The organism is Paraburkholderia sp. XV (genome assembly GCF_020177535.1).
In the GTDB taxonomy this organism is placed as follows: Bacteria; Pseudomonadota; Gammaproteobacteria; order Burkholderiales; family Burkholderiaceae; genus Paraburkholderia; species Paraburkholderia caribensis.
Map to the genome: position 1 here is coordinate 1 of NZ_JAGUUD010000088.1, position 26,433 is coordinate 26,433.

Annotated in this window: 22 protein-coding genes; 11 read left to right on the plus strand and 11 right to left on the minus strand. The window is 62.8% G+C overall.

The features are described from left to right. Positions 1-279 precede the first annotated feature (279 nt). From fusA to KFO72_RS30660, 4 genes are all read right to left on the minus strand, one after another. The gene (fusA, locus tag KFO72_RS30645; RefSeq protein ID WP_318248525.1) at positions 280-2,385 is read right to left on the minus strand and encodes an elongation factor G; all 2,106 of its coding nucleotides are present in this window, start codon (positions 2,383-2,385) and stop codon (positions 280-282) included. Positions 2,386-2,641: 256 nt separating this feature from the next. Beyond that, complete coding sequence (locus KFO72_RS30650) at positions 2,642-3,157, minus strand: DUF192 domain-containing protein (RefSeq protein ID WP_054933915.1); 516 nt, start codon at positions 3,155-3,157, stop codon at positions 2,642-2,644. 145 nt (positions 3,158-3,302) lie between these two features. After that, positions 3,303-3,497 carry a hypothetical protein gene (locus KFO72_RS30655; RefSeq protein WP_042310425.1) on the minus strand — a complete coding sequence of 65 codons (195 nt, stop codon included), beginning with the start codon at positions 3,495-3,497 and terminating at the stop codon, positions 3,303-3,305. A 401-nt stretch (positions 3,498-3,898) separates the two neighbouring features. Continuing rightward, positions 3,899-4,474 (minus strand): pseudouridine synthase, encoded by a 576-nt coding sequence (locus tag KFO72_RS30660; RefSeq protein ID WP_054933916.1) that lies wholly within the window; start codon positions 4,472-4,474, stop codon positions 3,899-3,901. A 382-nt stretch (positions 4,475-4,856) separates the two neighbouring features. Here KFO72_RS30660 and icd point away from each other — a divergent pair, with 382 nt between their 5' ends. The 3 genes from icd (at position 4,857) to KFO72_RS30675 (ending at position 8,374) form a co-directional block, all read left to right on the plus strand. Further along, on the plus strand, positions 4,857-6,113 hold the full coding sequence (gene icd, locus KFO72_RS30665; protein WP_060602075.1) for an NADP-dependent isocitrate dehydrogenase: 1,257 nt from the start codon (positions 4,857-4,859) through the stop codon (positions 6,111-6,113). A 155-nt stretch (positions 6,114-6,268) separates the two neighbouring features. Beyond that, positions 6,269-6,613, plus strand: a complete 345-nt coding sequence (locus KFO72_RS30670) for a hypothetical protein (RefSeq protein WP_225033709.1) — start codon at positions 6,269-6,271, stop codon at positions 6,611-6,613. Positions 6,614-6,748: 135 nt separating this feature from the next. After that, the gene (locus KFO72_RS30675; RefSeq protein WP_225033710.1) at positions 6,749-8,374 is read left to right on the plus strand and encodes a multicopper oxidase family protein; all 1,626 of its coding nucleotides are present in this window, start codon (positions 6,749-6,751) and stop codon (positions 8,372-8,374) included. A gap of 93 nt (positions 8,375-8,467) precedes the next feature. Here KFO72_RS30675 and cspD read toward each other — a convergent pair whose 3' ends face one another. Next, positions 8,468-8,674 (minus strand): cold shock domain-containing protein CspD, encoded by a 207-nt coding sequence (cspD, locus tag KFO72_RS30680; protein ID WP_007586257.1) that lies wholly within the window; start codon positions 8,672-8,674, stop codon positions 8,468-8,470. 541 nt (positions 8,675-9,215) lie between these two features. Between cspD and clpS the strand changes: the two genes are divergently transcribed. Then, positions 9,216-9,530, plus strand: coding sequence for an ATP-dependent Clp protease adapter ClpS (clpS, locus tag KFO72_RS30685; RefSeq protein WP_007586255.1), 315 nt, complete (start codon positions 9,216-9,218; stop codon positions 9,528-9,530). Beyond that, a complete protein-coding gene (gene clpA / locus KFO72_RS30690) occupies positions 9,527-11,827 on the plus strand; it encodes an ATP-dependent Clp protease ATP-binding subunit ClpA (protein ID WP_035986179.1) in 2,301 nt (766 codons plus the stop codon). The genes clpS and clpA overlap by 4 nt, the downstream gene beginning before the upstream one ends. 95 nt (positions 11,828-11,922) lie before the next feature. On the opposite strand, the gene dut is transcribed toward clpA, so the two are convergent. The 6 genes from dut to KFO72_RS30720 all read right to left on the minus strand — a co-directional run bounded on the left by dut (position 11,923) and on the right by KFO72_RS30720 (position 19,360). Beyond that, complete coding sequence (dut, locus tag KFO72_RS30695; protein WP_054933920.1) at positions 11,923-12,369, minus strand: dUTP diphosphatase; 447 nt, start codon at positions 12,367-12,369, stop codon at positions 11,923-11,925. A 64-nt stretch (positions 12,370-12,433) separates the two neighbouring features. Further along, positions 12,434-13,438 (minus strand): LLM class flavin-dependent oxidoreductase, encoded by a 1,005-nt coding sequence (locus tag KFO72_RS30700; protein WP_054933921.1) that lies wholly within the window; start codon positions 13,436-13,438, stop codon positions 12,434-12,436. 83 nt (positions 13,439-13,521) lie between these two features. Next, on the minus strand, positions 13,522-14,733 hold the full coding sequence (gene coaBC / locus KFO72_RS30705) for a bifunctional phosphopantothenoylcysteine decarboxylase/phosphopantothenate--cysteine ligase CoaBC (RefSeq protein ID WP_054933922.1): 1,212 nt from the start codon (positions 14,731-14,733) through the stop codon (positions 13,522-13,524). Positions 14,734-14,853: 120 nt separating this feature from the next. Next, positions 14,854-15,354: a signal peptidase II gene (gene lspA / locus KFO72_RS30710; RefSeq protein WP_054933923.1), complete on the minus strand. Its 501-nt coding sequence runs from the start codon at positions 15,352-15,354 to the stop codon at positions 14,854-14,856. Continuing rightward, positions 15,354-18,191, minus strand: coding sequence for an isoleucine--tRNA ligase (gene ileS / locus KFO72_RS30715; protein ID WP_054933924.1), 2,838 nt, complete (start codon positions 18,189-18,191; stop codon positions 15,354-15,356). The genes lspA and ileS overlap by 1 nt, the downstream gene beginning before the upstream one ends. A gap of 176 nt (positions 18,192-18,367) precedes the next feature. After that, entirely contained in the window at positions 18,368-19,360 is a 993-nt protein-coding gene (locus tag KFO72_RS30720) for a bifunctional riboflavin kinase/FAD synthetase (RefSeq protein WP_054933925.1), read from the minus strand. A 118-nt stretch (positions 19,361-19,478) separates the two neighbouring features. Between KFO72_RS30720 and purN the strand changes: the two genes are divergently transcribed. The 6 genes from purN to nadC all read left to right on the plus strand — a co-directional run bounded on the left by purN (position 19,479) and on the right by nadC (position 26,407). After that, entirely contained in the window at positions 19,479-20,144 is a 666-nt protein-coding gene (gene purN, locus KFO72_RS30725; RefSeq protein WP_054933926.1) for a phosphoribosylglycinamide formyltransferase, read from the plus strand. Beyond that, positions 20,141-21,400 (plus strand): RsmB/NOP family class I SAM-dependent RNA methyltransferase, encoded by a 1,260-nt coding sequence (locus tag KFO72_RS30730; RefSeq protein WP_054933927.1) that lies wholly within the window; start codon positions 20,141-20,143, stop codon positions 21,398-21,400. The genes purN and KFO72_RS30730 overlap by 4 nt, the downstream gene beginning before the upstream one ends. A 98-nt stretch (positions 21,401-21,498) precedes the next feature. Continuing rightward, positions 21,499-22,854: a mechanosensitive ion channel family protein gene (locus tag KFO72_RS30735; RefSeq protein WP_225033711.1), complete on the plus strand. Its 1,356-nt coding sequence runs from the start codon at positions 21,499-21,501 to the stop codon at positions 22,852-22,854. Positions 22,855-23,060: 206 nt separating this feature from the next. Beyond that, a complete protein-coding gene (locus tag KFO72_RS30740; protein WP_054933949.1) occupies positions 23,061-24,257 on the plus strand; it encodes an acyl-CoA desaturase in 1,197 nt (398 codons plus the stop codon). A gap of 117 nt (positions 24,258-24,374) precedes the next feature. Next, positions 24,375-25,505: a quinolinate synthase NadA gene (gene nadA / locus KFO72_RS30745; RefSeq protein WP_107203413.1), complete on the plus strand. Its 1,131-nt coding sequence runs from the start codon at positions 24,375-24,377 to the stop codon at positions 25,503-25,505. Next, positions 25,505-26,407: a carboxylating nicotinate-nucleotide diphosphorylase gene (gene nadC / locus KFO72_RS30750; protein ID WP_060602059.1), complete on the plus strand. Its 903-nt coding sequence runs from the start codon at positions 25,505-25,507 to the stop codon at positions 26,405-26,407. The genes nadA and nadC overlap by 1 nt, the downstream gene beginning before the upstream one ends. The last annotated feature ends 26 nt before the right edge of the window (positions 26,408-26,433 follow it).

The window sequence follows — 26,433 nt, forward strand, 5'->3', positions numbered from 1 at the left end:
GCCGCCCCGCACAGGGGCGACGCGTGAAGCGAGCTAACAATTCGCGGATGCCAGCAAAAAGATCAAAACACACGAACGGCGACGCCTGAAGTACGCTAACAAATCGCGGATGCCAGCAAAAAGATCAAAACACACGACCGGCGACGAACAAACACCACAACGCGGCGGCGAGCAAAAGCCAAACCAAACCAAACCCACCCCAAGTCACCGAACAGCAAAAAAAAGGCCCATCCCCACAGGAACAGGCCTTCGCGCCAAAGCAAAACCAAACCAAACCGGCTACTTGGACTTCGAATTAATAATCCCTTCCGAGACATTATTCGGCGTCTCAGCGTAATGCTTGAACTCCATCGTATAGGTAGCCCGCCCTTGCGTAAGCGACCGCAACGACGTCGAATACCCAAACATCTCCGAAAGCGGCACTTCGGCACGCACGAGCTTGCCGCCGCCGCCGGCAATATCCTCCATACCCTGCACGATGCCGCGCCGACCGGAAAGATCGCCCATCACATTGCCCATGAAGTCCTCAGGCGTCTCCACTTCAACCGCCATCATCGGTTCAAGCAGCACAGGCTTCGCCTTGCGCATCGCATCCTTGAACGCCATCGAACCAGCCATGCGGAACGCGTTTTCATTCGAGTCGACGTCATGGTACGAACCAAAGGTCAACGTGACCTTCACGTCCACCACGGGATAACCCGCCAGCACGCCTGCCTTGAGCGTTTCCTGAATGCCCTTGTCGACGGCCGGAATGAATTCGCGCGGAATCACGCCGCCCTTGATCGCATCGACGAACTCATAACCCTTGCCCGGATCGGGCTCGAGCGTGATAACGGCATGCCCGTACTGCCCGCGTCCGCCTGACTGCTTCACGAACTTGCCTTCCACACCTTCAACCTTGGTGCGCACCGTCTCCCGATACGCCACCTGCGGCTTGCCCACCGTCGCCTCGACGCCAAACTCGCGCTTCATCCGGTCGACGAGAATTTCCAGGTGCAGTTCGCCCATGCCCGAAATAATCGTCTGCCCAGACTCTTCGTCCGTTTGCACGCGGAACGACGGGTCTTCCTGCGCGAGACGGTTCAGCGCAATGCCCATCTTTTCCTGGTCGACCTTCGTCTTCGGCTCGACAGCCTGCGAGATCACCGGCTCCGGGAAAATCATCCGTTCGAGAATGATGATGTTGTTCGGGTCGCACAGCGTGTCGCCCGTGGTCGCTTCCTTCAGACCGACTGCCGCCGCGATGTCGCCCGCGCGCACTTCCTTGATTTCCTTGCGCTCGTTCGCGTGCATCTGAAGAATGCGGCCGAGGCGCTCCTTCTTTTCCTTCACCGGGTTGTACACGGTGTCGCCCGAATTCACGACGCCCGAATACACGCGGAAGAAAATCAGCTGTCCGACGAACGGGTCCGTCATGATCTTGAACGCCAGCGCGGAGAACGGCTCGTCGTCGCTCGGATGACGCTCCGCTTCCTTGTCGTCTTCCGTGTGGCCGAGAATCGCGGGCACGTCGACAGGCGAGGGCAGATAGTCGATCACGGCATCGAGCATCGCCTGCACGCCCTTGTTCTTGAACGCGCTGCCGCACAGCATCGGCACGATTTCGTTGGCGATCGTGCGTTTGCGCAAGCCCGCCTTGATCTCGTCTTCCGTCAGGCTCTCGTGATCCGTCAGGTACTTTTCGAGCAGTTCTTCGCTCGATTCCGCCGCCGCCTCGACCATCTTTTCGCGCCACTCGTGCGCGAGGTCCTTGAGGTTGTCGGGAACCTCTTCGTACGTGAACTTGATGCCCTGGCTCTCGTCATCCCAGACGATCGCCTTCATCTTCACCAGATCGACGACGCCCTGGAAATGCTCTTCCGCGCCGATGGGAATCTGGATCGGCACCGCGACGCCCTTCAGGCGGTCGCCGATCTGGCGCTGCACGCGGAAGAAGTCGGCGCCGACGCGGTCCATCTTGTTGACGAACGCGATGCGCGGCACCTTGTACTTGTTCGCCTGGCGCCACACCGTTTCGGACTGCGGCTGCACGCCGCCGACCGAGTCGTAGACCATGCACGCGCCGTCGAGCACGCGCATCGAGCGTTCGACTTCGATCGTGAAGTCGACGTGACCCGGCGTGTCGATGATGTTGATCCGGTGCTCCGGATAATTGCCCGCCATGCCTTTCCAGAAGGCTGTCGTGGCCGCCGATGTGATCGTGATGCCGCGCTCCTGCTCCTGTTCCATCCAGTCCATCGTCGCCGCGCCGTCGTGAACCTCGCCGATCTTGTGGGTCACGCCGGTGTAGAAAAGAATGCGTTCGGTGGTGGTGGTCTTGCCGGCATCGATGTGAGCACTGATACCGATGTTCCGGTATCGCTCGATAGGAGTCTTGCGGGGCACGTGAACCTCCATGTGTTGGCGCGCCGGTGGCTGGCGCCGGGCCTTCTGCTGGCATTGTGCTGCGCGGCCCGGACGATCTCGGTGCTGCTGGTGAGACTATAAGAATAGCGTGTCGCCCCGGCTTTTGCAGGAATCCTGCCAGAAGCCGCCGGAGCTGGCGCCCGCCATACGTTGCGGCGCGAAGGATAAAAAACAAGCCGGCGCGCCTTGCGGCTGCGCCGGCTTCCATCCGGTTCGTGCGTGGCGGCGGGTTCGCCTATTGCGGCGCCGGCAGTCCCTGCATCTTCATACCGGGCTTGATGCCCTTCGACGTGAACCACCCCTTGCTCATCTCCAGCGCGTAGACGCCGTTGTTCTTCGGGCAATGGTTGTTGGTGGTCTCCGCCTGCATCTCATCGATGTCGGTGATCGTGCCGTCCGCGCGCATGAATGCGATCGACAGCGGGATCAGCGTGTTTTTCATCCAGAAACAATGCACGGCGTTCTCGCCGAACACGAAGAGCATGCCTTCGTTCGGTGCGAGTTGCGTGCGGTACATCAAACCTTGCTCGCGGTCCGCATCGTTCGCAGCGACTGCGGCGTCGATGACGAACATGCCTGCCGTGAGCCTGGCGCGCGGAAAGTCGCCGGGTTGTTTTGCGCCCTGCGGCATCTGCTGTGCATGCGCATCTTGCGCGGACATGGCCGCGAGCGACACGGCCGACAATGCGGCAACAGGCAATGCAACTGCAATCGCGAAGCGCGCGATCAACGAGCGCAATGAAAATCGCACGACATGGCTCCTTGCTGAATATGATCCGCGCATGTTACGCGAGCGCGTCAAAAACAAAAAGGCAGAGAGCCTTGTGGCCATCTGCCTTTCAACGCCGTAAGAACGGCAAAACTGCTTGATTCTTGACTGCGTTATTGCAACAAACTTATTCCGAAGCTGCCGAAGCTGCTGCCGGAGCTGCTGCCTTCTTGTGCGACTTCTTGTGCGAAACCTTCTTCGTTGCCTTGTGCGACGAAGCTGCTGCTGCCGGAGCTGCCGAAGCTGCTTCCGGTGCCGAAGCTTGTGCGAATGCTGCCGTTGCGAAGAGGCCAGCGACCAGAGCGGCGATCAGTTTGTTCATTTTGCGAATCCTCAGCTTTAGTTAATTAACCCAATGACCCGATCAGGTTGAGTCATGTCGTTAAACGTGCCGTCCACCTTTCGGTTGACATCCGCATCGAAGAAATTTTTCTTTGCGGCTGCGAGCGTTCAGACACCTTCATACACGTCGTTGGAGCGGCTTGTACCAAGGCTCTTGAGGCTGAATGCCGGACAGCTTCATCGGCATCTGCGTCGACTAACGCATGAACGCGCGACGCGGTTGACGAAAATTTTCAGGAATTTTTGCGAATGTGATAACGCGTCGCAGATTGCTGCTTTTCAGCGTTTTTCGCGCGCTTTTTTCAAATGACGCAATCGAATAGAAAACGCATGCCGATACAACGGCTTAGCGGAATATCGAGCGGTTTTTCGCGGACGTATTCACGAGCGTGTGAAACCTTCCCAGGGTGCGCGTGAAGGTAGCTCGATGTTTTCGCCCGGCTGCAATCCAAGCGAAAAAATGTCGAGCGCACCGACGCCGACGCGCACTAGACGCAACGTCGGAAAGCCGATGGCCGCCGTCATGCGGCGCACCTGGCGGTTCTTGCCTTCAGTGATCGACAGTTCGATCCACGTGGTCGGAATGGCCGCGCGATATCGAATGGGGGGCGTGCGAGCCCATAGCGCTTCGCCGGGTTCGACGAATTCCGCGCGGCAGGGGCGCGTCACATAGTCGCCGAGATCGACACCGCGCGCGAGCGCCTTCAGATCGCTGTCTGCCGGCGCGCCTTCCACTTGCGCCCAGTATCGCTTCACCAGCTTGTGCCGCGGCTCCGCGATGCGCGCCTGCAATGCGCCGTCGTCGGTGAGCAGCAGCAGCCCTTCGCTATCGGAGTCGAGTCGCCCTGCGGGATAGATGCCCGGCATCTTGACCCAATCGGCCAGCGACGCGCGCGTTTCGTGCGCGGAAAACTGGCAGATCGTGCCGAAGGGTTTGTTGAGAGCGAGCAGAGTCATGCGTGAACGAGGCGAATGGCGGATGCGTCAACCGCGCGATCGCAGCCAGAGCGTCGATGCGCGCTGCGAGTCTCGACGGCCGCGCCGGGTAGCGAATGGCGAGATCTTAAAGCATAATGCGTTTGAGCAAGTCTTATGTCTTATATAAGACATAAGATGACGCCTGCCTTATCGCGCAATCCCGCCGGCGCGCCGGCATACGTGCACGTCCCGAGGGCGGCCTTGCGCCGACGTGGGCTAGAATAGCCGCCTGGCCGCTTGCTGCATCGGTATCTGGCATCAGCACTCGAATCGGCGCGGCACCGCGTCGCGCGCAAGAGGGGCGCCCCGGTTTCGCATTTCCAACCTGTTCTCACAGTACAGCTATCACTGGAGTCCGATCATGGCGTATCAGCACATCACGGTTCCGGTTGACGGTGACAAGATCACCGTCAACCCGGATTTCTCGCTCAACGTTTCCGATCAGCCGATCATTCCGTACATCGAAGGAGACGGCACGGGCGTCGACATTACGCCCGTGATGATCAAGGTCGTCGATGCAGCCGTCGCCAAGGCCTACGGCGGCAAGAAGAAAATCCACTGGATGGAAATCTTCGCGGGCGAGAAGGCGACCAAAGTGTATGGTCCCGACGTGTGGCTGCCGGAAGAAACGCTGCAGGTGGTGAAGGACTACATCGTGTCGATCAAGGGTCCGCTCACGACGCCCGTCGGCGGCGGCATCCGCTCGTTGAACGTCGCGCTGCGCCAGGAACTGGACCTCTATGTGTGCCTGCGCCCCGTGCAGTACTTCAAAGGCGTGCCGTCGCCGCTGCGCGAGCCGGAGAAGGTCAACATGGTGATCTTCCGCGAGAACTCGGAAGACATCTACGCGGGCATCGAATGGCCGGCGGGCTCGCCCGAGGCGAAGAAGGTCATCCAGTTCCTGCGCGAGGAAATGGGCGTGAAGAAGATCCGCTTCCCGGACTCGTCGGGTATCGGTGTGAAGCCGGTGTCGCGCGAAGGCACCGAGCGTCTGGTACGCAAGGCGATCCAGTATGCGCTCGACAACGATCGCCGCACGGTCACGCTGGTGCACAAGGGCAACATCATGAAGTACACGGAAGGCGCATTCCGTGACTACGGCTATGCGCTCGCGCAAAAGGAGTTCGGTGCGGAACTGATCGACGGCGGCCCGTGGATGAAGGTGAAGAATCCGAAGACGGGCAACGACGTCGTCGTGAAGGATGTGATCGCCGATGCGTTCCTTCAGCAAATTCTGCTGCGTCCCGCCGAATACGACGTGATCGCGACGCTGAACCTGAACGGCGACTACATCTCCGACGCACTGGCCGCGCAGGTCGGCGGCATCGGCATTGCGCCGGGCGCGAACATGTCGGACTCGGTCGCGATGTTCGAAGCCACGCACGGCACGGCGCCGAAGTACGCGGGCAAGGACTATGTGAATCCGGGTTCGGAGATTCTGTCGGCGGAGATGATGCTGCGCCATCTGGGCTGGACGGAGGCGGCGGATGCGATTCTGAAGTCGATGGAAAAGTCGATCCTGTCCAAGCGCGTGACGTATGACTTCGCCCGCCTGATGGAAGGCGCGACCCAGGTGTCGTGCTCGGGCTTCGGTCAGGTGATGATCGAAAACATGTGAGCGCCGCGTAGCGCATTCATCTTCAACGCAACCCCGGCGCGCGCGAGCAAGCCGGGGTTTTGTTTTGAGCTTTCGTCATCCGCGCGGCAACGTGGCTGCGTTATGATCGGTTCACTTCCTTTGCACCTCGCACCCGTTCGCATCGACAGACAGGCATGAAATCGTTGTGGCGTATCTTCATCGTGTTGACGCTCGCCTTGCTCGGCATGCAGGGCGCGTCGGCGTGCGAGCATCATCACGATGCCTCGCCGCCAGTGATGAGCATGCATACGAATGCGGCGCATCGCGCTATGTCGACGAACCCGCGCGACTCGGATTCCTCTTGCCATCGCAGCCATTCGCTGTGCTGCATGAGCGCGTGCGGCGTGCATTGCGGCGCACTGCTGTCGAACGTCGGCATGGCAACGTGGGTCGCGTCATTGGATGTGCCGGGCGCCGGTAGCGACCCCGCGCGCGCAGGCGTCACGCGCGCACCGCCCGTGCGGCCGCCCATCGCGTGACGGTTCCATGCCGGCGCTCATTCACATAGCGCACAAGCATCCGATGCGTGACTGAATCCGTCACGCTCGCTTCCGTCACACGTTCGATGCGTCGCCGCAACCGCATTGCCGCGCCGCATCAGAAGGAATCGATCCATGATCCGCAGGGATTTTCTCGCCCGCACGTTGAGCGTTGCCGTCGCATCGCTTTTCGCGCGCAATGTCTTCGCGCAGCACTCCATGCACGGCATGTCCGGCATGAGCGATATGGACGACATGCCTGGCATGTCGTCGACACATGCCGCCAACTCGCATGCCGCCCACGCAACCCCGAAGCTCGCGCCCGAAACGGCGCTGCCCGCCGGCGCGCCGCTTGCCGCATTGCGCAAGCTCGCGAATGAGAGCAGCGAGCCGGGCGTGTTTCGCGCCACGCTCGTCGCGCAACCCGTGCGCCGTCAGTTGATGCCGGGACATTCGACGTCGCTATGGCTGTACGGCGACGCCGCGCAAGGGCCGATCGTCGGTCCGCTCATCGAGGCGCGCGAAGGCGACACCGTCGAAATCCGCTTCGTCAACCGTCTGCCGCAGCCGTCCACGATCCACTGGCATGGTCTGCCCGTGCCGCCCGATCAGGACGGCAATCCGACCAACCCTGTCGCGCCGGGCGCGTCGCACGTCTATCGATTCACGCTGCCGCCAGGCAGCGCCGGCACTTATTGGTATCACCCGCATCCGCACATGATGTCGGCGGAACAGGTGTTTCGCGGGTTGGCCGGGCCGATCGTCGTGCGTGCCGCGGACGATCCGCTCGCCGCATTTCCCGAGCGGCACCTGTTCTTCTCGGACCTGAAACTGGCAAGCGACGCCTCCATCGCGCCGAACGACATGATGGACTGGATGAACGGCCGCGAAGGGCAGTTCGTGCTGGTGAACGGCGCGCGCCGCCCGCGCATCGAGGTCGCGCAGGACGAGCGCTGGCGTCTGTGGAACGGGTGCAATGCGCGCTATCTGCGATTGTCGCTGGGCGGCGAAGGTGAGCACACCTTCACGCAGGTCGGCACCGATGGCGGTCTGCTCGACCAGCCGCGCGACGGCTTGACGGAACTGCTGCTCGCGCCGGGCGAACGCGCCGAGATCATCGTGCGCGCGGGTGCGGCGTCGTCGGCGGCGATTCTCACCGCTGCCGCATACGACCGTCGCAAGATGACGATGACGGAGGGCAAAAGCCTGCCCGCCGACCCCGCCAGGCCGCTCGCCGACGTGCGCTTCGTGCCGGGCTCCCCCACCGCGGCGCGCGCCGTGCCGCCGACGCTGCGTCCAATCTCGCCGTTGCTATCCGCTGACGCCGCAGCCGACAAAGTTCCGCAAAAATCCGTCGTGTTCACCGAGGCTATGGACATGGCGGCCATGCACCGTCCCGGCGCAGCGATGTCGGCGATGCCGCCCGGCATGCAGTTCATGATCAACGGCGCGATTTTCGACCCGTCGCGCATCGCACTCACCAGCCGGCGCGGAGAAGTCGAAGTCTGGTCGATCGAGAATCGCACCGACATGGATCATCCATTCCATCTGCACGGCACGCAGTTTCAGGTGATCGGGCGGGAGCGGGGCGGCACGAGCACGCGCGAGCCGTTTCTCGCATGGCGGGATACCGTCAACGTGCAGCCCGGCGAGACCGTGCGCATCGCGACGGTACAGCACGACGCCGGCGAGCGGATGTTCCATTGCCACATACTGGAACACGAGGATCTCGGCATGATGGCAACCCTCAAGGTCGTCTGATTCCTGCCGTAGTTATCGATAGAGGCATTGCACACGTCAGAAACGAAAAAACCCGGCATTGAGCCGGGTTTTCAAGGCTGCGGACCGAACGTATCAGGCTGCGGACTGAATGTTCGATGCCTGTTTGCCCTTCGGGCCTTGAACGACCTCGAAGCTAACTTTCTGGCCTTCCTTGAGGGTCTTGAAACCGTTCATCTGGATAGCCGAAAAGTGTGCAAACAGATCCTCACCGCCTTCGTCGGGCGTAATGAATCCGAAACCTTTCGCGTCGTTGAACCACTTGACCGTACCAGTTGCCATACCAACTTCCCCTGTAACTCAAAAGCTGCCACGAGCCCTCGAAAAGCTCAACGACCACGGAGTGCAGTCGTCCCTCCTCACAAGCTCACCAACGGCATTTTTTCGTATAAACGGCTTGTTGAAAAAAGTGCCAGCTTGATTGTTGAGTCTCTTTATTCGAGTGTCAAGAAAATTTTGAGACGCCCATTTCTTCGTTGTAAAGAACCAATTTCCAGGGTTTCTCCCGCTTTTCTTATGTGCGGTGGCGCAAGCGGCGCGTCTTGAAAAGTCGCATAATCGACTCACATGCAGTTCAGTGGGGAAGCAGCAGATGGCAGGGTTGGCGTGTCGTCAGCTTGCTGGCCCGGGTTGTGCGATACTCGATCCGACTGCAGTCATCAAGCTGCAATGCAGAATTACCGGAGGGCCGCCACCGCACGTGGCCCGGCGCAGAGCGCACCCACGAGAGGCTGCTCCACAGGGCCGGAGGGAACCGATGTCCGGCCAGCCGGTCGGGTTTTGACAGGATTGCGGGCCTGTCCGAGTTGTTTAGAATGGGTGTATGGCGATTATCCCGGACAAGCAGGACAACACCGTACTGGAGCGGCAGGATCAAAAGCTGAAACCGCCCGCCATGTTCAAGGTGGTGTTGTTGAATGACGATTTCACGCCGATGGAATTCGTCGTGATGGTCGTGCAGGAATATTTCAATAAAGATCGTGAGACCGCAACGCAGATCATGTTGAAGGTCCATCGCGAAGGCAGGGGAGTTTGTGGGGTCTACACGCGGGACATCGCGTCGACCAAAGTCGAGCAAGTCGTTACCCACGCGCGGCAGGCAGGGCATCCGCTGCAGTGCGTGATGGAGGAAGCATGATTGCCCAGGAACTGGAAGTCAGCCTGCACATGGCGTTCATGGAAGCGCGCCAGGCGCGGCATGAGTTCATTACGGTCGAACATCTTTTGCTGGCGCTGTTGGACAATCCGACGGCGGCCGAAGTGCTGCGCGCATGCGCGGCCAACATCGAAGACCTGCGTCAGAACCTGCGCAACTTCATTCACGACAATACGCCGACCGTTCCGGGCACCGACGACGTCGATACGCAGCCCACGCTGGGTTTCCAGCGTGTGATCCAGCGCGCGATCATGCACGTCCAGTCCACGTCGAACGGCAAGAAGGAAGTGACGGGCGCGAACGTGCTCGTCGCGATCTTCGGCGAGAAGGATTCCCACGCGGTGTATTACCTGCAGCAGCAGGGCGTGACGCGTCTGGACGTCGTCAATTTCATTTCGCATGGGATCGCGAAGACCAACAGCTCCGAAGCTGCGAAGTCGACGGATGCGAACGCGGAATCGGACGAAGCCGCTGCGCAAAAGGAAACGCCGCTTGCGCAGTTCACGCAGAACCTGAACCAGATGGCGAAGGACGGCCGGATCGATCCGCTGATCGGACGCGAGCCGGAAGTCGAGCGCGTCGTTCAGGTGTTGTGCCGCCGCCGCAAGAACAATCCGCTGCTGGTCGGTGAGGCCGGCGTCGGCAAGACGGCGATCGCCGAAGGTCTCGCATGGCGCATCACGCGCGGCGAAGTGCCCGACATTCTGGTGGATGCGCAGGTCTATTCGCTGGATATGGGCGCGCTGCTCGCCGGCACCAAGTATCGCGGCGATTTCGAACAGCGCCTGAAGACGGTCCTGAAGGAACTGAAGGAACGTCCTAACGCGATCCTGTTCATCGACGAAATTCATACGCTGATCGGCGCGGGCGCCGCTTCGGGCGGCACGCTGGACGCGTCGAATCTGCTGAAGCCGGCGCTGTCGTCGGGCACGCTCAAGTGCATCGGCGCGACCACGTTCACGGAATTCCGCGGCATCTTCGAAAAAGACGCAGCATTGTCGCGTCGTTTCCAGAAGATCGACGTGACCGAGCCGACCGTCGAGCAGACGGTGGCGATCCTGCGCGGCCTGAAGTCGCGCTTCGAAGAGCACCATGGCGTGAAGTACTCGTCGGGTGCGCTGTCGGCGGCGGCTGAGTTGTCGGCGCGCTTCATCACGGATCGTCATTTGCCCGACAAGGCGATCGACGTGATCGACGAAGCGGGCGCGGCGCAACGCATCCTGCCGAAGTCGAAGCAGAAGAAGACCATCGGCAAGAGCGAGATCGAGGAAATCATCTCGAAGATCGCGCGCGTGCCGGCGCAAAGCGTGTCGCAGGACGATCGCAGCAAGCTGCAGACGCTCGACCGCGATCTGAAGGCCGTCGTGTTCGGTCAGGACCCCGCTATCGACGCACTGTCGGCTTCGATCAAGATGGCGCGCGCAGGCCTCGGCAAGACGGACAAGCCGATCGGCGCGTTCCTGTTCTCCGGCCCGACGGGCGTCGGCAAGACGGAAGTCGCGCGGCAACTGGCGTTCACGCTGGGCATCGAGCTGATCCGCTTCGACATGTCGGAGTACATGGAGCGTCACGCGGTGAGCCGGCTGATCGGCGCGCCGCCGGGATACGTCGGGTTCGACCAGGGTGGTCTGCTGACGGAAGCCGTGACGAAGAAGCCGCACTGCGTGCTGCTGCTCGACGAAATCGAGAAGGCGCATCCGGATATCTACAACGTGCTGCTGCAGGTGATGGACCACGGCACGCTGACGGATAACAACGGCCGCAAGGCGGACTTCCGCAACGTCATCATCATCATGACGACGAATGCGGGCGCCGAAGCGATGGGCAAGTCGGTGATCGGCTTTACGACGCGCCGCGAGTCGGGCGACGAAATGGCCGACATCAAGCGCATGTTCACGCCGGAATTCCGCAACCGTCTGGATGCGACGATCAGCTTCCGCTCGCTCGATGAAGAAATCATCATGCGCGTGGTCGACAAGTTCCTGATGCAACTGGAAGATCAGCTGCACGAGAAGAAGGTCGACGCGCTCTTCACCGACGCGCTGCGCAAGCATCTCGCGAAGCACGGCTTCGATCCGCTGATGGGCGCGCGTCCGATGCAGCGTCTGATCCAGGACACGATCCGTCGTGCGCTGGCCGACGAACTGCTGTTCGGCAAGCTGATGAGCGGTGGCCGCGTGACGGTCGACGTCGATGCGGACGACAAGGTCCAGTTGACGTTCGACGAGAACTCCACGCCGCCGCGCAATCCGAATCCGGAAGCGGTGGAAGTCGACTAAGCGTCGAATCGTCCGAAGCAAAAAAGAACGGCGTGGGTTTCAAAACCCACGCCGTTTTTGTTTTGATGCTCGCGCAACGGAAACTGAGCGCTGCCTCAGTGTTTGCCGGTGCTGCCGAAGCCGCCCTCACCACGATCGCTCGTCTCGAACTCATCGACGATATTGAACGTCGCCTGCACGACGGGCACGATCACCAGCTGCGCAAGCCGTTCCATCGGATTCAGCGTGAACGTGGTCGTGCCGCGGTTCCACGTCGAGATCATCAACTGGCCCTGGTAGTCCGAGTCGATCAGGCCAACCAGATTGCCGAGCACGATGCCATGCTTATGGCCGAGACCCGAGCGCGGCAGGATCAGCGCCGCGTAGCCGGGATCGGCGACGTGGATCGCGAGGCCGGTCGGCACGAGCGCCGTTTGACCGGGTTCGAGCGTCAGCGGCGCATCGAGGCACGCACGCAGGTCGAGACCCGCGCTGCCCGGCGTGGCGTAGGCGGGAAGTTGTTCGCGCATGCGCGAGTCGAGAATCTTCAGGTCGAGTTTCATGCAGTTCCGTGAGAGGTTGAAGAAGTAGCGGCGCGCATCATGGCGACGGGCCGCTGTGATCGATTCATGACTTGCCGAGTTCAAACGCTTCGGCAAGCAGTTCATACGAGCGCAGCCGCGCGCGATAGCTGCCCGTGACCGAGAGCACGATCAGTTCATCGGCATCGAACTGTTCCTGCAATGCGTGCAGCCGTTGCGTGACTGACTCCGGCGTGCCGATGATGCTGCGCGGTTTTTCCCGGTCGATGATCAGCTGCTCGCGCTCGCCGTATTCCTGCGCGAGACCCTGTGCGATGGAAGGAACCCGCTCGTTCAGCCCATAGGCCATCTGCACGCGGCGCAGATCGACGGCTTTTTCGAGGTCGGCGGCTTGCTGTTCCGTGTCTGCGCAGATCACGAACACGGCGGCTGCGAGGTACGGCTTCTGCTCGTGACCCGGCTTGAAGCGTTCGCGATACGCGTGCGCGACAGCATGCCCGAAATGCGCATTGATGAAATGCGCGAATGAAAAGCGGATGCCCAGTTGCGCGGCCAGCATCCCGCCGAAATCGCTGGAGCCCAGCACCCACAGTTGCGGGCGAGTCTCCACTTGCGGCTGCAGCAGCACGCCGTGCGCGAGATGATCGGACGGCAGCGTGCCGCTCATCAGCGCGACGAGGTCGGCGACCTGCTGCGGGAACAGTTCGCCGCGGTTATAGTCGCCCGCCGCGACCGCCTGCGCGGTGCGCATATCGCCGCCCGGCGCCCGGCCGACGCCCAGATCGACGCGGTTGGGGAACAGCGCTTCGAGCATCAGGAATTGCTCGGCGACCTTGAACGGGCTGTAGTACGGCAGCATGATGCCGCCCGAGCCGATGCGGATACGTTTCGTCACGCTGCCGAGGCGAGCAAGCATCACTTCCGGGCAGGGGTTCGACACGCCGTACAGCCCGTGATGTTCGGCGCACCAGTAGCGCGTGTAGCCGAGGTCGTCGGCGAGTTGCGCGAGTTCGACCGTCGCGGCGATCGCGTCGGCCACGGTATGCCCGTCGATCACGGGTGTCTGGTCGAGGACGGAGAGCAGGGTCATGACAGCACCATGGCGTTAGCTGAAAGATTGCATTCGAGCGCGGCGATCCACTGTGACGAAGCGCGGCAATCCGCGCGACGCACTCAACCGATCACGCTCGCATCCGGCAGGCGCTTCGCGATTTCCGCGATCAGCGCACGCGCGAGCGTCTGCTTGTCCGCGCGTGGCAGCTTCGTCGTGCCGGCGGCTTCGAACAGCACGACTTCGTTGTCGTCGAGCCCGAACGTCTGCGGGCCGAGGTTGCCGATCAGCAGCGGCACGTTCTTGCGTTTGCGCTTCTGTTCGCCGTGCACGTCGAGATCGCCGCTTTCCGCCGCGAAGCCGACGCAGAACGGCGGATGCGGCAGCTTCGCGACGGAAGCCAGAATGTCCGGATTCTCGACGAACGCGAACGACGGAATCGCGTGATCGGCTGTCTTCTTGATCTTGTGCTCGGCGACGTGATCGACGCGCCAGTCGGCGACAGCGGCCACGCCGATGAAGATGTCGTAGTCGGGCACCGCGCGCATCACGGCGTCGTGCATCTGCTGTGCCGTCTGCACGTCCTCGCGATAGACGCCCCACGGCGTGTCCAGACCGACCGGGCCCGCGACGAGGTGCACGTCTGCGCCCGCTTGCTGCGCCGCGCGCGCGAGCGCGAAGCCCATCTTGCCGCTCGAACGGTTCGTGATGCCGCGCACGGGGTCGAGCGGCTCGAAGGTCGGGCCCGCCGTCAGCAGCACGCGGCGGCCGGCCAGCACCTTGGGCGTGAAGAACGACGCGATCGCCTCATAGACGGCTTCCGGTTCGAGCATGCGCCCGTCGCCCACTTCGCCGCACGCCTGCGCGCCCGAGTCCGGGCCGAGCAGTTCGATGCCGTCCGCGCGCAACTGCGCGACGTTGCGCTGCGTCGCGGGGTTCATCCACATCTGGCGGTTCATGGCGGGCACGACGAGCAGCGGACAATCCCGCGCGATGCACAGCGTGGACAACAGGTCGTCGCACAGTCCGTGCGCGAGTTTGGCGAGGAAATCGGTGGAGGCGGGGGCGATTACGATCGCGTCGGCTTCGCGCGACAGATCGATGTGCGGCATGTTGTTCGCGATGCGCGCGTCCCACTGGCTCGTGTAGACCGGGCGGCCGGACAGTGCCTGCATCGTGACGGGAGTGATGAACTGCGTCGCTGCTTCCGTCATCGCGACCTGGACGGTCGCGCCCGCCTTGACCAGCAGACGCGTGAGTTCAGCGATCTTGTAGCAGGCGATCCCGCCTGTCATGCCGAGGACGATGTGTTTTCCGGCGAGTTCTGTGGCCAACTGATGCCTCCGACAAGACGTGATGGCCGGCGCATCGGTGAAGCGCGCCGGCTTCGTACTGCAAGACTGCGTGAGCGGCGTAGGCGGCCATCACTGCGCCGCACACCGTGTGTTGTTATGTCAGCGCGCGCCGCGCACGCGCCGCAGTTCGTCGAACACCAGCAACGCCGCGCCGATCGTGATCGCGCTGTCGGCGAGGTTGAAAGCCGGCCAGTGCCACGTGCCGACATGGAAATCGAGGAAGTCGATCACGTGTCCATACACGAGGCGGTCGATCACGTTGCCGATCGCGCCGCCCATGATCAGCGCGAGCGCCGTGCAGAACAGCTTCTGATTGCCATGCCGCTTGAGCAGATAGCAGATCAGCAGCGCCGCCGCGACGCCGAGCGCGGTGAATGCCCAGCGCTGCCAGCCGCCCGCCATCGCGAGAAAGCTGAAGGCTGCGCCGCGGTTGTAGACGAGCACGAGGTTGAAGAACGGCGTGACGGCATGCGACGAGCCGTACGCGAACACCTTCGCCACCGCGATCTTCGTCAACTGGTCGAACAGGATCACGATCACCGCAACGCCCAGCCACGGCGCGAGCGAGCCGCCCGCGGGTTTCGACAGCGTTCTGGACATTATGCCGCGCTCCTCGTTTCGCCGTTGCCGAACAGATTGCTGATGCAGCGGCCGCAGAGCGTGGGATGCTCGGCGTTCTCGCCAACTTCCTTGCGATAGTGCCAGCAGCGTTCGCACTTCAGATACTTCGACGTGATCACGTCGACGCCTTCTTCCGCTTCGCTGTCGACCTTCACGACCGTCGCGCCCGACGTGATCAGCACGAACTTCAGGTCGGCGCCGAGGCTCGCGAGCGCATCATGACGCGCGCCGCTCGCGCGGATTTCGACCTCCGCCTGCAGCGACGAACCGATCTGATTCGCGACGCGCGCTTCTTCCAGCGCCTTCGTCACGTCGCTGCGCACCGCGCGCAGGAGCGTCCACTTGTCGAGCAGCGTTGCTGCTTCCGGAACTTCCGGATAGGCGTGATACGTTTCAGTGAAGATGGTTTCGCTGTTCGGCTGGAACACCTTCCACGCTTCCTCGGCCGTGAACGACATGAACGGCGCCATCAGGCGCAGCAGGCCGTGCGCGATGTGGTACAGCGCGGTCTGCGCCGAGCGGCGCGCGTTCGAATCGGGCGCCGTCGTGTACAGGCGGTCCTTCAGCACGTCGAGGTAGAAGCCGCCCAGGTCTTCCGAGCAGAACGTCTGCAGTTTCGCGACGACCGGATGGAACTCGTACTTGTCGTAGTTCGACAGGACGTCTGCTTGCAGATTGGCCGTCAACGCGACCGCATAACGGTCGATCTCCAGCCACTCGCTAACCGGGCGCGCGTTCTTCTCGAAATCGAAGTCCGACAGGTTCGCGAGCAGGAAGCGCAGCGTGTTGCGGATGCGTCGATAGCTTTCCGTCACGCGCTTGAGAATTTCTTCGGAGATTGCCAGTTCGCCCGAATAGTCGGTCGATGCAATCCACAGACGGATGATTTCCGCGCCCAGCCGGTTCGCGACCTCATGCGGATCGATACCGTTGCCGAGCGACTTCGACATCTTGCGGCCTTCGCCGTCGACGGTGAAGCCGTGCGTGAGCAGCGCGTTGTACGGCGGGCGGCCGTCGAGCATCGACGCCGTCAGCAGCGACGAGTGGAACCAGCCGCGATGCTGGTCCGATCCTTCGAGGTACAGGTCGGCCGGGAACTGCAGTTCGTCCTTGTGCGAGCCGCGCAGCACGTGCCAGTGCGTCGTGCCCGAGTCGAACCAGACGTCGAGCGTGTCGCGGTTCTTTTCGTACAGGTTCGCGTCGTCGCCGATCAGTTCGCGCGGATCGAGCGTCTGCCATGCCTCGATGCCCGATACTTCGACGCGCTTCGCGACTTCTTCGAGCAGTTCGAGTGTGCGCGGATGCAACTCACCCGTTTCCTTGTGCACGAAAAACGCCATCGGCACACCCCATTGACGCTGACGCGACAACGTCCAGTCGGGACGGTTCGCGATCATCGCGAACAGGCGCTGCTTGCCCCACGACGGATAGAACGCCGTCGCTTCGATGCCTTCGAGCGCCGTTTCGCGCAGCGTCTTGTCGGTGTCGTTCGGCTTGATGTCCATGCCGGCGAACCACTGCGACGTGGCGCGATAGATGATCGGCGTCTTGTGGCGCCAGCAGTGCATATAGCTGTGCAGATACTTTTCGGTGCGCAGCAGCGTGTCTGCTTCGTCGAGTGCTTCGACGATCTTCGGGTTCGCGTCCCAGATCGACAGGCCGCCGAACAGCGCGAGCGATTCGATATAGCGGCCATCGCCCATGACCGGGCTGATGATGTCCGAGTCGGCCATGCCGTGCGCCTTGCACGAAATAAAGTCTTCGACGCCGTATGCGGGCGACGAGTGCACGATGCCCGTGCCCGTTTCCGTCGTCACGTAGTCGCCGAGATACACGGGCGATGTGCGCTTGTACGACGGATGCGCGGACGCGAGCGGATGCGTGAAGCGCAGGTTCGCGAGCTTCGCGCCCGGTGCCGTCGCGATGGTCTTGCCTTCGACGCCATACGACTTCAGGCAGTCTTCGACGCGCTCCTCAGCGAGGATCAGCAGGCCGCGCGGCGTATCGACGAGCGCGTACACGATCTCCGGGTGCACGTTGAGCGCCTGGTTGGCGGGGATCGTCCACGGCGTGGTCGTCCAGATCACGATGCCGCCTTCGTTGCGCGGCAGCGACGCGAGGCCGAACGCCTGCGCCGTCTTCTCGGGCTCGGCGAACGTGAACAGCACGTCGATGGTCGGGTCGGTCTTGTCCTTGTACTCGACTTCCGCTTCCGCCAGCGCCGAGCCGCAGTCGAAGCACCAGTTCACCGGCTTCAGGCCGCGGAACACATAGCCCTTTTCGATGATCTTCGCGAGTGCGCGGATTTCGCCCGCCTCGTTCGCGAAGTTCATCGTCTTGTACGGGTTGTCCCAGTCGCCGAGTACGCCCAGACGGCGGAAGCCGGCCTTCTGCTTCTCGATCTGCTCGGTCGCGTAGGCGCGCGCCTTCTGCATCACTTCCGCGGCGGGCAGCGACTTGCCGAACTGCTTTTCGATCTGGATTTCGATCGGCATGCCGTGGCAGTCCCAGCCGGGCACGTAGACGGCGTCGAAGCCGGCCATGTTGCGCGCCTTGACGATCATGTCCTTCAGGATCTTGTTCACCGCGTGGCCGAGGTGGATGTCGCCGTTCGCATACGGCGGGCCGTCGTGCAGGATGAACTTCTTGCGGCCTTTGGAGGCGGCGCGGATCTGCTCGTAGACCTTGCGCTCCTGCCAGTCCTTGACCCATTGCGGCTCGCGTTTGGGCAGATCGCCGCGCATCGGGAAGGGCGTGTCCAGCAGGTTGACGGGATAGCGGGCCTGCGGTTTCGAATCGGCTTTCTTGTTGCTCATGGTGAGGTAGCGGTGAATACGGTGTTAGGGCGCGGCATGCGCGATGACCTGGATGGCGCCGTGCGGCGCCCTGCGTCGCGCGCGACGCGGGCCGTTGCACATGCTGCGTGCGGCGCCCGTCGATGCGCGGCGGACGGTACGTGGTTCGCGCAAGCGCTGCGCACGTACCGCGACGGTCATCTAATTCGATCGGTGGCCGACGTGGCGAAGCCAGTGGAACGGCTGCCCGGCGCGTCGCCGATTGCCTCGAACCATGCGCGGGCGTTCGTGACGTCACGCGCGATCGCGGCCGTCAGCGTTTCGAGATCGACGAACTTTTCTTCGTCGCGCAGCTTCTTCAGAAACTCGACGCGCACCAGCTTGCCGTACGCGTCGCCATGCCAGTCGAGCAGATGCACTTCGAGCAACACGCGGCCGGAGTCGTCGACAGTGGGGCGCAAGCCGAGGCTCGCGACACCCGGCAGCGGCTGGTCGGCGATGCCATGCACGCGCACGATGAAAATGCCCGACAGCGCGGGACGCTTGTGTGCGATGGGCAGGTTCAGCGTGGGAAAGCCGAGGTCGCGGCCGAGCTTCAGGCCGTGCACGACGTGGCCGCTGATCAGGTAATCGCGGCCGAGCGCGGCGCGCGCCGAATCGAGGTCGCCCGCGATCAGCGACGTGCGCACGCCCGAGCTGGAGATGCGTGCGCCGGACGGATCGGCGACCGTGGCCATCTGCTCGACCTCGAAGCCGTAGTGCTCGCCCGCCGCCTTCAGCGACGCGAAATCGCCCACGCGCTTCGCGCCGTAGCGGAAGTCGTCGCCGATCATCACCCAGCGCGCATGCAGGCCGTTGACGATGATCCGCTCGACGAACGTATCCGGCGACTGGCTGGCGAACGTATGGTTGAAATGCTCGACGACCACGCGGTCGACGCCGTTCATGCGCAGCGCTTCGAGCTTGTCGCGCAGCATCGCGATGCGCGGCGGCGCGCTGGCTGGATTGAAGAACTCGCGCGGATGCGGCTCGAAGGTCATCACGCAGACGGGCAGGCCGCGCGCGTCTGCAGCCTCGCGAACGCGGGCGAGCAGCGCCTGATGCCCGCGGTGGACACCGTCGAAGTTGCCGATGGTCAGTGCGCACGGCGCACGGCTCTCGGCATTGGGAAGACCGCGGAAGACTCTCACGATAGAGGCGAAGGATTTGAGCGGGCCGGATGCCGCAAAACAATCGATTATAAACGCACAGGGCGCCACACGGCGCCGGCGCGCGGATCGGGGCCTGGCCGAATGATAAAATCCGCCAATGAAAAATCTCGTCATTCTGATTTCCGGACGGGGCAGCAACATGGAAGCCATCGTGCGCGCCTGCGCGAGCGAAGGCTGGCCGGCACGTGTTGCCGCCGTGATTGCCAACCGTCCCGATGCCGCCGGGCTCGATTTCGCGGCATCGCAAGGTATTGCCACGAAGGTCGTCGACCACCGCCAGTTTCCCGATCGCGACAGCTTCGATGCCGCGCTCGCGCGCGAGATCGACGGTTTCGCGCCCGATCTCGTCGTGCTCGCCGGGTTCATGCGCGTGCTGACCGACGCGTTCGTCAATCGTTATGCTGGGCGCATGATCAACGTGCATCCGTCGCTGCTGCCGAGCTTTCCGGGCCTCAAGACGCACCAGCAGGCGCTCGACGCCGGCGTGCGGCTGCACGGCGCGTCGGTCCATTTCGTCACGCCGACGCTCGATCACGGGCCGATCGTCCTGCAGTCGGCCGTGCCCGTGCTGGCCGGCGACGACGCCGCGACGCTCGCCGCGCGCGTGCTCGAAACCGAACATGTCATTTATCCGCGCGCAGTGCGCTGGTTCATCGAAGGGCGGATTGCCGTCGACGGCCTGCGCGTCACCGTAACGCCACCTGAGCCTCAATGGCTCTTCCTTGACACAACAAGCCAGAACACCGCCAGGGAGGGCGAATGAAACTGCATGGATTCCTGATTGGACAAACCGAGACGCTGCTCGCCGACGTTCTCAAATTCACCGGCCCCGCCGATGCAGCGACCAGCCGCTTTTTCCGAGCGCATCCGAAGCTCGGTCACGGCGAACGCGGCGTAATCGCGGAAGCGGTATTCGCGGTGCTGCGTCGCCGGATGGAGTTTGCGCACCTGGCGGAAGGCGGCACGGGCAGTCCTACTCGCCGCCTCACGCTGCTCGGATTGATGCAGACGGCGGGCCGCACGGCGTTGAAGCCGTTCATGTCGGACGCGGAAAACGCATGGCTCGAGCACGTGTCGAAGATCGATCCGCAGAGCTTGCCGCTGCGCACCCGCCTGAATCTTCCCGACTGGATCTACCAGGCGCTCAGCAAGCGCTTCGAAGCCGAGGAACTCGCGCACCTGGCCGCCTCGTTGAACTACCCGGCGCCGCTCGATCTCCGCGCGAACCCGATCAAGGCGAGCCGCGACGAAGTGCTGTCCGCGCTGTCGAGGGCGGGCATCGAGGCGGGCGCGACGCCGTTCGCGCCGTTCGGCATCCGCGTGGTCGGCAAGCCGCCGCTCACGAAGCTCGATGCGTTCCAGGACGGCTGGCTCGAAGTGCAGGACGAGGGCAGCCAGTTGCTGTGCTCGCTGGTCGCGCCCAAGCGCGGTGAGATGATCGTCGACTTCTGCGCGGGCGCGGGCGGCAAGACGCTGGCGCTCGGCGCGATGATGCGCTCGACAGGCCGTCTCTATGCATTCGACATCTCCGACCGGCGCCTCGCGAAACTCAAGCCGCGCCTTGCGCGCAGCGGACTGTCGAACGTGAACCCGGTGTTGATAGACAGCGAACACGACGCGAAGATCAAGCGGCTCGCGGGCAAGATCGACCGCGTGCTGGTCGATGCGCCGTGCAGCGGCCTCGGCACGCTGCGCCGCAATCCCGATCTGAAATGGCGCCAGTCGCCGGAATCGATCGCTGAACTGACGCCGAAGCAGTTGTCCATCCTGACGAGCGCGGCGCGTCTCGTGAAGAAGGGCGGCCGCCTCGTCTATGCGACGTGCAGTATCCTCGACGCGGAAAACGAAGGTGTCGTACAGCAGTTTCTCGCCGATCACCCGGATTTCGCGTTGGTGCCTGCGCGCGACGTGCTCGCCGAACAGCGCATCGAACTGGAAATGGGCGATTACCTGTCGCTCTGGCCGCATCGTCATGCGACGGACGGCTTCTTCGCGGCCGTGCTGGAACGCCGCGGCTAAGGGCCGCCACGCGAACGGCCGGGCTTGAGCTGGTCCGGCCGGCGCGCGCCTTGTGAGCGCCGCGCCGGCCGCTAGAAACGCCCGCCGCTGGAAACATCATGCAAAACCATCTCTTCTTCCACATGCTGGGCGACGTCGTGCGCGACTTCGGCCAGCCCGTGATTCTTTGGCAGGTCGGCGTGCTGCTCGGCACGCTCGCGTTTGCGTATCTGCTCGCGCGGCTCATGCGCCGCGCGCTCGATGCAAAGCGGGAAACCCGCTACGGCGCGCTGCGCTTCGGCGCCGAGGCGCTCAACCGCGCGCTCTTTCCGCTGCTGGGCGGCGTGCTCGTGTGGATCGCACGGGCGATCGTCGGGCAGTTCATCCACACTTCGCTGCTGGATCTGGCGCTGGTGCCGTTGTTCGGCATCGGGCTGATCTACATCGTGTTCTATCTCGCGCGGCGCGTGTTCGGCCGCGACGGCAACGCGCATACGTGGCTGTCGCTGGTCGAAAAGGTCGTGTCGCTGATCGTCTGGGTCGGCATGGTGCTGACCGTGATGGGTATCCAGAACGACGTGCTCAAGTGGATGGCGAGCGTGCAGTTCAGGATCGCCAATACGCATGTGACGCTGCTGTCTCTACTGTCCGGGCTGCTGTGGGTCTGCGTGACGATGATCGTCGCGATGTGGCTCGGCGCGGCGCTCGAAGACCGGCTGATGCGCTCGGGCGCGCTCGACGCGAACCTGAAAGTGGTGCTGTCGCGCGTCGGCCGGGCGCTGCTGATACTCGGGGCCGTCCTGATCAGCCTGTCGCTGGTCGGCATCGACATCACGGTGCTCGGCGTATTTGGCGGCGCGCTCGGTGTGGGTCTCGGTTTCGGCCTGCAGAAGATCGCGAGCAACTACGTGTCGGGCTTCATCATCCTGATCGACCGGTCGCTGCGCATCGGCGACACGATCAACGTGAGCGGGCTGCAAGGCATGGTCACGCAGATCCGTACGCGCTATACGGTGGTGCGCGGGCTCGATGGGATCGAAACGCTGGTTCCGAACGAAAAGCTGATCACCGATGTCGTACAGAATCAATCGTCATACCTGACGCGCGGCAACGCCAAGGCGACGCTCCAGATCTCGTATTCGACCGACGTCGAAAAGGCGATGGCGCTGCTCGTCGAGGCCACCCAAAACGTCGACCGCGTGCTGCAGGATCCGGCGCCGACGCCTTATCTGGCGGGCTTCGGGCCGGACGGCATCAATCTCGAACTCGGCTACTGGATTCAGGACGCGGCAACGGGCACGTCCGGCGTGCGCTCGAACGTGAACCGCAACATCTGGCGGCTCTTTTCGGAGAATGGGATCGCGATTCCGTATGCGCAGCGCGAAGTGCGCATCGTCGCAGGCTCCAGCGACATCGTGTCGCAGGCGGCAACAATGACCGGGCGCGCCGCGAACGATTCTGGCGGGGCCGCCTGATAAGGGGGCCCCGCGGGCAACTTCACGCGAATCCTGCCCCGTTATCAGCGGCAAGCGGTTGATGCAGCACAACAATTTCCTTTTTTGTTACAGACACTTGGAACCGTTCGCGTAGAATATCGTCCTAAATAACTGGTTGCTTTCACTTTCTTGACATCCGCCGTTGTATCCTTCTGCGAATGTCTTCCGTTCCTAGGTAAATGGCCTTGTTGAATTCCTTGCTTGATTTCCTTGCCCATGGCGCACTGCGTTTCTCGTGGTGGCAAATCGTGTTGTGGACGCTCGCCGTCACGCACGTGACGATTATCGGCGTCACTGTCTATCTGCACCGCTGCCAGGCGCACCGCGCGCTGGATCTGCATCCCGTTGCGGCCCACTTCTTCCGCTTCTGGCTGTGGATGACCACGGGCATGCTCACGGGTCAGTGGGCTGCGATTCACCGCAAGCACCACGCGAAATGCGAGACCGAAGAAGATCCGCACAGCCCGCAGACGCGCGGCATCTGGAAGGTGCTGCTCGAAGGCGCCGAGCTGTATCGCACGGAAGCGAAGAACGAAGAAACGATGCGCAAGTTCAGCCACGGCACGCCGAACGACTGGATCGAGCGCAACGTCTACACGAAGTACCCGATCCTCGGCGTGAGCATCATGATGGTCATCGACGTCGCGCTGTTCGGCATCGTCGGTCTGAGCGTGTGGGCTGTGCAGATGATCTGGATTCCCTTCTGGGCGGCGGGCGTCGTCAACGGTCTCGGACACTTCTGGGGTTATCGCAACTTCAATTCGTCGGATGCGAGCACGAACCTGATTCCGTGGGGCATCATCATCGGCGGCGAAGAGCTGCACAACAATCACCACACGTACGCGACGTCCGCGAAGCTGTCGAACAAGTGGTACGAGTTCGATATCGGCTGGATGTATATCCGTATCATGTCGGCGTTCCGTCTTGCCAAGGTGAAGAAGATCGCACCGACGCCGCGTCTGACCTCGGGCAAGCTCGTGCTCGATCAGGACACGCTGCAAGCCGTGCTCGCGAACCGCTATGAAGTAATGGCGACTTACGCGAAGGCGATCAAGCGCGCTTACCGTCAGGAACTCGCGCATCTGAAGGAAGTGGGCGCGCGCGAAAAGTATCAATTGATGCGCGGCGCGCGTGGCTGGTTCCACAAGGAAGAGGCGGGCCTGGACGAACCGCAGCGTCGCCAGTTGCCGCAGATTTTCGCGAACAGCCAGAAATTGCGCACGTACATCGAACTGCGCAATGAACTGGCCGCCATGTGGGAGCGTTCGAACGCATCGCGCGAACAACTGCTGGTGCAATTGCAAGATTGGTGTCACCGCGCGGAACAAAGCGGCATCAAGGCCCTGCAGGAATTTGCGATGCGCCTGCGGCGCTACGCCTGATACGCGACGAAATCCATTAAACTTTCGTTACGTCACAAAACCCCGCGTTGGCGGGGTTTTTCTTTTTGAGCCGCCGAAATGGCTGTCGGCGGCGGAGTCAGAAGGGCAGAGGAGATCATGAATCAGGCGATCAGGAGCGTCGAGTATGACCGTCCGCAAGGCGCGGCCTGCGGTGTGGGGCAGGCTTGGGCAAAGGTGCCCGACGCGCCGTCGACGCAGGAACGGCTCGCGCTGAAGGAGCGTATTCGCGGCTTGCTCAAGCGTGAAAAGGCAGTGCTCGTCGCGCACTATTACGTCGACCCGGAACTGCAGGAGCTTGCGGATGAAACGGGCGGTTGCGTGGCCGATTCGCTTGAAATGGCGCGCTTCGGACGCGATCACGACGCGCAGACGCTGGTCGTTGCCGGCGTGCGATTCATGGGCGAAACCGCGAAGATTCTGAGCCCGAGCAAGCGCATTCTGATGCCCGATCTGGACGCGACCTGTTCGCTCGACCTGGGCTGTCCTGTCGACGAATTTTCCGCTTTCTGCGACGCGCATCCGGACCGCACGGTCGTCGTCTACGCGAATACGAGTGCAGCGGTGAAGGCGCGAGCCGACTGGATGGTGACGTCGTCAATCGGGCTGGAAATCGTTGCGGATCTTCACGCTCGCGGCGAAAAGATCATCTGGGCGCCGGACCGGCACCTCGGCAGCTATATCCAGAAGAAGACGGGCGCCGACATGCTGTTGTGGCAAGGCTCGTGTCTGGTCCATGACGAATTCAAGGGCGTCGAACTCGATCTGCTGCGCGCCGAATATCCGGACGCGAAGGTGCTCGTGCATCCCGAGTCGCCGGAAAGCGTGGTCGCGCAGGCCGATGTGGTCGGCTCGACGACGCAACTGATCGACGCGGCGAAGAACAGCAACGCGACGCACTTCATTGTCGCGACGGACCTCGGCATCCTGCACAAGATGCAGCTCGCGGCGCCAGGCAAGACCTTCATCGAAGCGCCTACGGCGGGCAACAGCGCGACATGCAAGAGCTGCGCGCATTGTCCGTGGATGGCGATGAACGGCTTGCGCAATCTCGCGGATGTGCTGGAGCGCGGCCACAATGAAATCTTCGTCGACCCGTCGCTCGGCGCGCGCGCGCGTCTGCCGATCGACCGGATGCTCGATTTCGCTGCGCGTCACAAGAAGCGCGTGCAGGCAAGCGGCGATCTTGCGCGCGATACGGCGCTGTTCTCGAACGTTGGAGCCGCTTGATGGGCGCGAACGACCAACTGGAGTTGAAGGACGCTGTCTCGCCGCTCTTCGCGGAAATCGAGGCGCAGTACGGTGAAGCGTTTGCTGCCGCGATCGCGCGCAACGTCAGCGATGCGCTTGCGGAAGACGTCGGCAGCGGTGACCTGACGGGTTTGCTCGTGCCCGCCGACGAAATGCGCGACGCGCGCATCATCGTGCGCGAGGAGGCCGTGCTGTGCGGTGTGCCGTGGTTCAACGAAGTGATGCGCCGCGTCGATAAGCGCATAGAAGTGCAATGGCGTTATCGCGAGGGCGACAGCATGGCCGCGGATTCCGTGGTGTGCACGCTGCGCGGCCCGGCGCGCGCGCTGCTGACGGCTGAACGCAACGGCCTCAATTTCCTGCAGATGCTGTCCGGCGTGGCGAGCGCGACGCGCAAGTTCGCCGATGCGATCGCGCATACCCGCGCGCGCGTGCTCGATACGCGCAAGACGCTGCCCGGACTGCGTCTGGCGCAGAAGTACGCGGTGCGCGTGGGCGGCGGCGCGAACCAGCGTCTCGCGCTCTACGACGGCATCCTGATCAAGGAGAATCACATCGCGGCGGCGGGCGGCGTCGGCGCGGCGATGCAGGCGGCGCTCGCGCTGAACGCGGGTGTGTCGATCCAGATCGAAGTCGAAACGCTTGATCAGCTGGAATCGGCGCTCGCGCATGGCGCACAGTCGATTCTGCTCGACAACTTCTCGTTCGACATGATGCGCGACGCCGTGCGCATCACGGCAGGGCGCGCGGTGCTCGAAGTGTCGGGTGGCGTGAACTTCGACACGATCCGGCAGATTGCCGAGACGGGCGTCGATCGCGTGTCAGTCGGTTCGTTGACCAAGGACGTGCGGGCGACGGATTTTTCGATGCGCATCGTTTGATACGCCGCGGCTGAACGATTCAAGCA